At 69.7% G+C, this 9,016-nt stretch carries 7 protein-coding genes, 1 pseudogene and 1 riboswitch; of the genes and pseudogenes, 4 read left to right on the top strand and 4 right to left on the bottom strand.

All coding sequences use genetic code 11. The annotated features are described in order from the left end of the window. Positions 1-56: 56 nt before the first annotated feature. The 3 genes from def to ACZ7N4_RS10590 all read left to right on the top strand — a co-directional run bounded on the left by def (position 57) and on the right by ACZ7N4_RS10590 (position 3,460). On the top strand, positions 57-707 hold the full coding sequence (gene def, locus ACZ7N4_RS10580; RefSeq protein WP_471356118.1) for a peptide deformylase: 651 nt from the start codon (positions 57-59) through the stop codon (positions 705-707). Between the two features lie 291 nt (positions 708-998). Continuing rightward, positions 999-2,084 carry an epi-isozizaene synthase gene (cyc1, locus tag ACZ7N4_RS10585; protein ID WP_471356121.1) on the top strand — a complete coding sequence of 362 codons (1,086 nt, stop codon included), beginning with the start codon at positions 999-1,001 and terminating at the stop codon, positions 2,082-2,084. Further along, positions 2,081-3,460, top strand: a complete 1,380-nt coding sequence (locus tag ACZ7N4_RS10590) for a bifunctional albaflavenone monooxygenase/terpene synthase (RefSeq protein WP_471356123.1) — start codon at positions 2,081-2,083, stop codon at positions 3,458-3,460. The genes cyc1 and ACZ7N4_RS10590 overlap by 4 nt, the downstream gene beginning before the upstream one ends. 19 nt (positions 3,461-3,479) lie before the next feature. Here the strand turns inward: ACZ7N4_RS10590 and ACZ7N4_RS10595 are convergent, their stop codons facing one another. Then, a complete protein-coding gene (locus ACZ7N4_RS10595) occupies positions 3,480-4,442 on the bottom strand; it encodes a GlxA family transcriptional regulator (RefSeq protein WP_471356125.1) in 963 nt (320 codons plus the stop codon). 92 nt (positions 4,443-4,534) lie between these two features. On the opposite strand from ACZ7N4_RS10595, the gene ACZ7N4_RS10600 reads away from it, so the two are divergent. Then, on the top strand, positions 4,535-4,747 hold the full coding sequence (locus ACZ7N4_RS10600) for a hypothetical protein (protein WP_471356129.1): 213 nt from the start codon (positions 4,535-4,537) through the stop codon (positions 4,745-4,747). An 82-nt stretch (positions 4,748-4,829) separates the two neighbouring features. Here the strand turns inward: ACZ7N4_RS10600 and ACZ7N4_RS10605 are convergent, their stop codons facing one another. The 3 genes and pseudogenes from ACZ7N4_RS10605 to ACZ7N4_RS10615 all read right to left on the bottom strand — a co-directional run. Continuing rightward, positions 4,830-5,843, bottom strand: coding sequence for a ribonucleotide-diphosphate reductase subunit beta (locus ACZ7N4_RS10605; RefSeq protein ID WP_471356131.1), 1,014 nt, complete (start codon positions 5,841-5,843; stop codon positions 4,830-4,832). Next, positions 5,843-8,212 carry a ribonucleoside-diphosphate reductase subunit alpha gene (locus tag ACZ7N4_RS10610; RefSeq protein WP_471356133.1) on the bottom strand — a complete coding sequence of 790 codons (2,370 nt, stop codon included), beginning with the start codon at positions 8,210-8,212 and terminating at the stop codon, positions 5,843-5,845. The genes ACZ7N4_RS10605 and ACZ7N4_RS10610 overlap by 1 nt, the downstream gene beginning before the upstream one ends. Before the next feature lie 128 nt (positions 8,213-8,340). After that, positions 8,341-8,464: riboswitch (cobalamin riboswitch) on the bottom strand. A 204-nt stretch (positions 8,465-8,668) separates the two neighbouring features. Continuing rightward, a pseudogene (locus ACZ7N4_RS10615) lies at positions 8,669-9,016 on the bottom strand (sodium:solute symporter); the annotation flags it as partial.

Raw genomic sequence — 9,016 nt, forward strand, 5'->3', positions numbered from 1 at the left:
GCCGTACCCTGTATCAGCATCACTCCCTGTTTTTCCGAGGAAGGCGTACGTCGGTCATGGCGCAGCAGGACACCGATCAGCAGCACGCGGGCGTGCTCCCCGTCGACGACGAGGGCTACGTCGTCGACACGGAGGACTGCGAGGAGCGCGAGAGGGCCTGGCGTGAGCGGGGCACCTCGCGGCCGATCACGGTCGTCGGCAATCCGGTGCTGCACAAGGAGTGCAGGGACGTCACCGAGTTCGGCGAGGAGCTGCAGCAGCTGGTCGCCGACATGTTCGCCAGCCAGCGCACCGCCGAGGGCGTCGGCCTGGCCGCCAACCAGATCGGTGTCGACCTGAAGGTCTTCGTCTACGACTGCCCGGACGACGAGGGCGTCCGGCACGTCGGCGTGGTGTGCAACCCGAAGCTGGTCGACCTGCCCGCCGAGCGGCGCCGGCTGGACGACAGCAACGAGGGCTGCCTGTCCGTGCCCACGGCGTACGCCCCGCTCGCGCGCCCCGACTACGCCGAGGTGACCGGCCAGGACGAGCGGGGCAACCCGGTCAAGGTCCGCGGCACCGGCTACTTCGCGCGCTGTTTGCAGCACGAGACCGACCACCTCTACGGCTACCTGTACATCGACCGGCTGTCCAAGCGGGACCGCAAGGACGCGCTGCGGCAGATGGCCGAGAACGAGCCACGCTACCCCGTGGTCTCCAACGACTGAGCGGCACCGCGTACTCGGGGCGCCCCGGCCGGGATCCTTCCTGGCCGGGGCGCTTTCGTGCGGCCACCGCCCGTTCGCGCGTGCGTCGTACAGTCGATCCCTTCCGTGCTCCTGGTGATCCCTAATCAGTCACACAAGGGGGATTCTCGGCACCTTGGGGTAGTGAGTGGAGCAAATCCGTTCCCACGGCGGTCAGTTGTGGTGCTGAATGGAAGTGCGGGGATACGCAACGGCGCACGCCCGGCACAACAGGAGGGGTGTGCGCTCCTGGCGGCTGAGAGGGGTTTGTTCGTGCAAGCTTTCCCACGCAGCACCACAGCGACACCGGCGGCGGTCGTAGTCCCACCCTCACTGGCACTCCCGGTGATCGAGTCCGCCTTTCCCCGGCGACTGCATCCCTATTGGCCGCGACTCCAGGAGAAGACACGGCTCTGGCTCCTGGATAAACGGCTCATGCCGGCGGACAAGGTGCGGGAATATGCCGATGGACTGTGCTACACCGACCTCATGGCGGGCTACTACACCTCGGCCCCCGATGAGGTCCTGCAGGCCATAGCCGACTACAGCGCCTGGTTCTTCGTCTGGGACGACCGCCACGACCGTGACATCGTGCACGGCCGGGCGGGCGACTGGCGGCGGCTGCGGTACCGGCTGCACACGGCTCTCGACGCACCCAGGCACCACCTGCTCCACCCCGACCCGGTCGTGGCGGGCTTCGCGGACAGCGTGCTGCGGCTGTACGGCTTCCTGCCGCCCACCTGGAACCAGCGGTTCGCCCGGCACTTCCACGCGGTGATCGAGGCCTACGACCGTGAATTCCGCAACCGCACCGAGGGGTACGTTCCGGGCGTCGAGGAGTACGTCGCCCTGCGTCGTCTCACCTTCGCGCACTGGATATGGACGGACCTGCTGGAACCCAGTGCCGGGTGTGAACTCCCGGACCGGGTGCGGAAGAACCCGGCTTACCGCCGGGCAGCGCTGCTCAGCCAGGAATTCGCCGCCTGGTACAACGACCTCTGTTCGCTGCCGAAGGAAATCGCGGGCGACGAGGTGCACAATCTCGGAATCAGCCTCATCACCCATGCGGGGCTGACTCTCGAAGAAGCGGTGGACGAAATCAGGCGACGCGTCGAGGAATGCATCGGTGAATTCCTCGAAGTCGAGCGGAGAGCCCTGGCGTTCGCCCGCGAACTCGATGACGGGACGGTCGGCGGCAAGGAACTCGGCGCCGCCGTCGAAACCTGCGTCGGCAGTATGCGCAACTGGTTCAGCTCCGTCTACTGGTTCCACCACGAGTCCGGTCGGTACATGGTCGACAGCTGGGACGACCGGTCCACGCCCCCGTACGTCACGAACGAAGCGGCAGGTGAGAAATGACCGTCGAGTCGGTGAAGCCCGGGACCCCCGGTACCCCCGGGACGCCCGCACTGAGCGAACCGCCCCTGGCCCAGGGCGCCGTACCGGTCCTCGGCCACGGCCTGAAACTGGCCCGCGACCCGTTGGCCTTCATGTCCGGGCTGCGCCGGCACGGAGACGTCGTACGCCTGAAACTCGGCCCCAAGACGGTGTACGCCGTCACCACGCCGGAGCTCACCGGAGCCCTGGCCCTGAGTCCCGACTTCAAGATCGACGGCCCGCTGTGGGAGTCCCTCGAAGGACTGCTCGGCAAGGAGGGCGTGGCCACCGCCAACGGCCCCCGGCACCGCCGGCAGCGGCGCACCATCCAGCCCGCCTTCCGGCTCGACGCGATACCGGACTACGGGCCGGTCATGGAGGAGGAGGCGCACGCGCTGACCGACCGCTGGAAACCCGGCGGGACCATCGACTGCACCTCCGAGTCCTTCCGCGTCGCCGTCCGTATCGCCGCCCGCTGCCTGCTGCGCGGCGAGTACATGGACGAGCGCGCGGAACGGCTCAGCATCGATCTCGCCACCGTCTTCCGCGGCATGTACCGGAGGATGGTCGTCCCGCTCGGACCGCTCTACCGGCTGCCGTTTCCGGCCAACCGCGAATTCAACCGGGCGCTGGCCGATTTGCATCTGCTGGTGGACGAGATCGTCGCCGAGCGGAGGGCCTCTGGTCAAAAGCCGGACGATTTGCTGACGGCATTGCTGGAGGCGCGGGACGACAATGGTGAGCCCATCGGGGAACAGGAGATCCACGATCAGGTCGTCGCGATACTCACCCCCGGCAGTGAAACGGTCGCGTCCACGATCATGTGGCTGCTGCAGGTCCTCGCCGAACACCCGGAACACGCCGAGAAGGTACGGGCCGAGGTCGAATCCGTGACCGGTGGCCGACCCGTCGGATTCACGCACATCCGCTCACTCACGCACACCAACAATGTGGTCGTCGAGGCCATGCGGCTCAGGCCCGCGGTATGGATATTGACGCGCCGCGCGGTGACCGACACCGCACTCGGCGGGTACCGTATTCCGGCCGGGGCGGACATCGTGTACAGCCCCTACGCGATCCAGCGCGACGCCCGCTCCTACGCCCGTCACCTCGACTTCGACCCCGACCGCTGGCGGCCCGAACGGGTCAAGGAGGTACCGAAGTACGCCATGAGCCCGTTCAGCGTGGGCAACCGCAAGTGCCCCAGCGACCACTTCTCCATGGCCCAGCTGAGCCTGATCACCGCGGTGATCTCGGCGAAGTACCGCTTCGAGCAGGTCGGCGGGTCCGACGACACCACCCGCGTGGGCATCACGCTCCGCCCGCAGAACCTGCTGCTGCGGGCGATGCCCTGGTAGGCCTGGTACCGGCGCGCGCTCAGGCGGCCTGCGGGCCCCGGAACGCGCGCCGGTAGGCGTTCGGGGTGGTCCCGAGCGCCCGGACGAACTGGTGGCGCAGCGCGGCGGCCGTACCGAACCCGGTGCGCCAGGCGACGGCGTCCATGGTCTCGTCCGTCTGTTCCAGCAACTCCTGAGCCAACAGCACCCGTTGCCGCAGGATCCACCGGTAGGGCGTGGTCCCCGTCTCCTGCTGGAAGCGCCGGGCGAAGGTGCGCGGCGCCATGTGGGCGCGGGCGGCGAGCTGTTCGACCGTGACCTCCTGGTCGAGATGGGCCTCCATCCACGCCAGCACCTCCCCGACCGTGTCGCAGGGCGCCTTGGGCAGGGGGCGTTCGATGAACTGCGCCTGCCCGCCGTCCCGGTGCGGTGGCACCACCATCCGGCGGGCGATCTTGTTGGCCACCTCCGGGCCCTGCTCCTTGCGCACGAGGTGCAGACAGGCGTCGATCCCGGCGGCGGTGCCCGCGGAGGTGATCACGGGGTCCTCGTCCACGTACAGCACGTCCGGCTCGACCGTGAGCCGGGGGTAGCGCCGGGCGAGCTGCTCGGCGTGGTGCCAGTGCACCGCACACCGCCGCCCGTCCAGCAGCCCCGCCGCGGCCAGCACGAACACCCCGGAGCAGACGCTGAGCACCCGCGTGCCCCGGTCCACGGCTCGCCGCAGCGCCGCCAGCAGCTCCGGCGGGTACGCGCGCTCCGCATAGGTCTCACCGGCCGGCACGGCGATCAGATCGGCCTCCTCCAGCCGCTCCAGGCCGTACGGCGTGGACACGGTGAACCCGCAGTGGGTGCCCAGCTCGGGCCCCTCCGCCGACACCACCGCGAAGTCGTACACCGGCAGCCCGTCATCGCTGCGGTCGATGCCGAACACCTCGCACACGACACCCAGCTCGAAGGGATGCACCCCGTCCAGCAGCACGGCTGCCACGTTCTTCAGCATGCTGCCAGTGTGCCTCGGCGGTGGCAGAAATTCGAGGGTCTACGGCAGTGCTGCCACTCCCGGTCAGCAGCGTCCGGCGCGACAGTGGTGTCATGAACGGAAACCAGATCGAAGGCCTGATCGGAATGCTCGTGACCCTGGGGATCCTGGTCCTCCTGATCCTCCCGTCCGCCCTCGGCGCCCTGCGCGAGCGGCGCGTCGACCGGCAGCTCAAGGAGGCGGAGCGCTCCCGCACCGCCGCCGAGCAGCCGGCCGGCACCGCGGGGCCCCTCAGGAGGCACCGGGGTGTGACCCGTCACGCCTGACCGGAAAGCGAACGGCGCCGCCCGCCACCGCACCCCCTCGCAGGCGGTACGGGCGGACGACGCCGAACGGGCTCCTGGCCGGTCAGAAGTCCTCGTCCAGGTCGACGGTGCCCTCCACCGCGACCTGGTACGCCGACGGGCGGCGCTCGAAGAAGTTCGTCAGTTCCTGGACGCCCTGCAGCTCCATGAAGGAGAACGGGTTCTCCGAGCCGTACACCGGGGCGAAGCCCAGGCGGGTGAGGCGCTGGTCGGCGACGCACTCCAGGTACTGGCGCATGGAGTCGGTGTTCATGCCGGGCAGGCCGTCGCCGCACAGGTCGCGGGCGAACTGCAGCTCCGCTTCGACGGCTTCGCGGAGCATGTCGGTGACCTGCTGCCGGAGCTGGTCGTCGAAGAGCTCCGGCTCCTCCTTGCGGACGGTGTCGACCACGTCGAACGCGAAGCTCATGTGCATGGTCTCGTCACGGAAGACCCAGTTGGTGCCGGTGGCGAGACCGTGCAGCAGGCCGCGGCTGCGGAACCAGTAGACGTACGCGAAGGCGCCGTAGAAGAACAGGCCCTCGATGCACGCGGCGAAGCAGATCAGGTTGAGCAGGAAGCGGCGCCGGTCGGCCTGGGTCTCCAGCCGGTCGATCTTCTCGACCTCGTTGATCCACTTGAAGCAGAACCCGGCCTTCTCGCGGATGGAGGGGATGTTCTCCACGGCGTCGAAGGCGGCGGCGCGGTCGTCCGGGTCGGGCAGGTAGGTGTCCAGCAGGGTCAGGTAGAACTGGACGTGGACGGCCTCCTCGAAGAGCTGGCGCGACAGGTACAGCCGCGCCTCCGGGGAGTTGATGTGCTTGTACAGCGTCAGCACCAGGTTGTTCGCCACGATCGAGTCGCCCGTCGCGAAGAACGCGACCAGCCGGCCGATGAGGTGCTGCTCCTCGGGCGTGAGCTTGGCGAGGTCGGCGACGTCGGAGTGGAGGTCGACCTCCTCCACGGTCCAGGTGTTCTTGATCGCGTCCCGGTAGCGCTCGTAGAAGTCCGGGTAGCGCATCGGACGGAGGGTCAGTTCGAAGCCCGGGTCGAGCAGGTTGGTGTTACGGGTGGACATTACTGGCAGGCCTCGCAGGACTCGGGGTTCTCAAGGGAGCAGGCGACCGCGTCGGGGTCGGCGGCCTGCTGCACGGGGATGGGCCTGGCGGACTGCGCCTGGCCCTGGGCGGCACGGGCGATGCGCGTCGCGGGGCGCGAACGCAGGTAGTACGTCGTCTTCAGCCCGGACTTCCAGGCGTAGGCGTACATGGAGGAGAGCTTGCCGATGGTCGGGGTCTCCAGGAACAGGTTCAGCGACTGCGCCTGGTCGAGGAAGGGGGTGCGGGCGGCGGCCATGTCGATGAGGCCGCGCTGGGGGATCTCCCAGGCCGTGCGGTACAGGGCGCGGATCTCCTCCGGGATCCACAGGAAGTCCTGGACGGATCCGTTGGAGTCGCGCAGGGCCTCGCGGGTGCGGGCGTCCCAGACGCCGAGCTCCTTGAGGTCCTGGACCAGGTAGGAGTTGACCTGGAGGAACTCGCCGGACAGGGTCTCGCGCTTGAAGAGGTTGGAGACCTGCGGCTCGATGCACTCGTACACCCCCGCGATGGACGCGATGGTGGCCGTCGGCGCGATCGCGAGGAGCAGCGAGTTGCGCATGCCGGTCTCCGCGATGCGCGCGCGGAGGGCGTCCCAGCGCTCGGGCCAGGTCAGGTCGGCGCCGTAGTGGTCGGGGTGGAGGATGCCGCGGGCGGTGCGGGTCTGCTCCCAGGCGGGCAGGGGGCCGTTGCGCTCGGCGAGGTCGGCGGAGGCCTCGTACGCGGCGAGCATGATGCGCTCGGCGATCCGGGTGGACAGGGCCTTGGCCTCGGGGGAGTGGAACGGCAGGCGCAGCTTGAAGAAGACGTCCTGCAGGCCCATCGCGCCCAGGCCGACCGGGCGCCACTTGGCGTTGGAGCGGCCCGCCTGCTCGGTGGGGTAGAAGTTGATGTCGACCACGCGGTCGAGGAAGGTGACGGCGGTGCGGACGGTCTCGTCCAGCCGCTCCCAGTCGATCTCACCACTGCGCACGAAGGCACCGAGGTTGATGGAGCCGAGGTTGCAGACGGCCGTCTCGCCGTCGCTGGTGACCTCCAGGATCTCGGTGCAGAGGTTGGAGGAGTGGATGACGTTGCCGGGCAGGGCGGTCTGGTTGGCGGTGCGGTTGGCGGCGTCCTTGAAGGTCATCCAGCCGTTGCCGGTCTGCGCGAGGGTGCGCATCATCCGGCCGTACAGCTCCCGTGCGGGGAGGGTCTTCCTGGCCAGGCCGGCGGCTTCGGCCTTGCGGTAGGCGGCGTCGAACTCCTCGCCCCACAGGTCCACCAGTTCGGGAACGTCGGCGGGGGAGAACAGCGACCACTGCTCGTCGGCGTTCACGCGGCGCATGAACTCGTCCGGGATCCAGTGGGCGAGGTTGAGGTTGTGGGTGCGGCGGGCGTCCTCACCGGTGTTGTCCCGCAGCTCCAGGAACTCCTCGATGTCGGAGTGCCAGGTCTCCAGGTAGACGGCGGCGGCTCCCTTGCGCCGGCCGCCCTGGTTCACCGCCGCCACGGAGGCGTCCAGGGTCTTCAGGAACGGCACGATGCCGTTGGAGTGCCCGTTCGTGCCCCGGATCAGCGAGCCCCGCGAGCGGATACGGGAGTACGACAGACCGATGCCACCCGCGTGCTTCGACAGCCGGGCGACCTGGTGGTAGCGGTCGTAGATGGAGTCCAGCTCGTCCAGCGGGGAGTCCAGCAGGTAGCAGGACGACATCTGGGGGTGCCGCGTGCCGGAGTTGAACAGGGTGGGGGAGGACGGCAGGTAGTCCAGGCGGCTCATCAGGCCGTAGAGCGCCGCGACCTCGTCCACCGCGCGGGCCGTGTCGTCCTCGGCGAGACCGCTCGCCACGCGCAGCATGAAGTGCTGGGGCGTCTCGATCACCTTGCGGGTGAGGGGGTGGCGCAGCAGGTAGCGGCTGTGGAGGGTGCGCAGGCCGAAGTAGCCGAAGCGGTCGTCGGCGGCGCGGTCGACCAGCGCGTCCAGCCGCTCGGCGTGCAGCCGGACGAACTCGGCGGTGCGGTCGGCGATGAGGCCCTCGCGGTGTCCGACGGCGACGGACTCGGTGAAGGAGGTCACGCCCTGGGAGGCGGCCTCGTCCCGGATGGTGAGGGTCAGCAGCCGGGCGGCCAGCTTCGAGTAGGCGGGGTCCTCCGCGATCAGGCCGGCGGCGGCCTCCGTGGCCAGCTCACGCAGCTCCGCCTCGTCGGCCCGCGAGGACCGGCCCCGCAGCGCGGCGGCGGCCACCCGGCCGGGGTCGGCGTCGGGCAGGTCGGCGGTCAGCTCGGTCAGGGTCCGCAGCAGTGCGGCACCGGGACCGTCGGTCTCCAGCTCGCTGACTGAAGCCGGGTCGGCTGGCGCGATGGTCACGTGGGGCTCTCCCTCGCTCGGCACGGGGCCCGGCGGAGGGCAGGGGGCAGCCACGAGCGCACACGGCGTCGCGTCCACCGGCCCACTCCACGAGGCCCGGACGTTCAGGAACCCACCCGGACCGGACGGCCGGGTGTGCGCTGTCGGCAGGTCGTCGGACTCAACAGGCGCGCGGATGCACGCAGGTACACCGTTGCGGGACAGTTCCGGACTCACACCGGATTCCCCTGCGGCGACAGCGAGCACGAGCATACATCTAGTGCCGCCTTGTCGTGGCACCCCCAGATGTTGTGCCGCTCTGCTCTCGGAGGGTCAACTCGTGGGCGGGGAGCGTGACACCGCCCGTGGTGCGCGGGCGGGCGCGGACGCCGACGGGCCGCCGATGGTCGTGCCATCGGCGGCCCGTTGCGGATGTCCGGTCGCGCGTGTCGTTCCGTGTGCCCCTCAGGGCGTTCGTCAGTGGCCGGCGCCCGCGGTCGCCGGGGGCAGCTCCACCTCGACCCCGGGGTCGCCGGCGTCGGCCGTGTAGTCCTCCGGCCGGGTCTCGTCGACGCCCTCGGGGGCCTTCAGGGCCTTCAGGACGACGGTGAGGACCACGGTGACCAGGACGTTCAGCACGAACGCCGTGAGGCCGATGTAGCCGATCTCGCCGATGCCGGGGATTTCCCTGGCGTTGCCGCCGAAGTGCTTCTGCGTCGGCGAGGCGATGCCGTAGGCGGCGGCGGTGCCGTAGATCATGCCGGCGGCCCAGCCGGCCAGCAGGGCCCAGCGGTGGAACCAGCGGGTGAACAGGCCGCCGACCAG

The organism is Streptomyces sp. NPDC107654 (assembly GCF_055639035.1).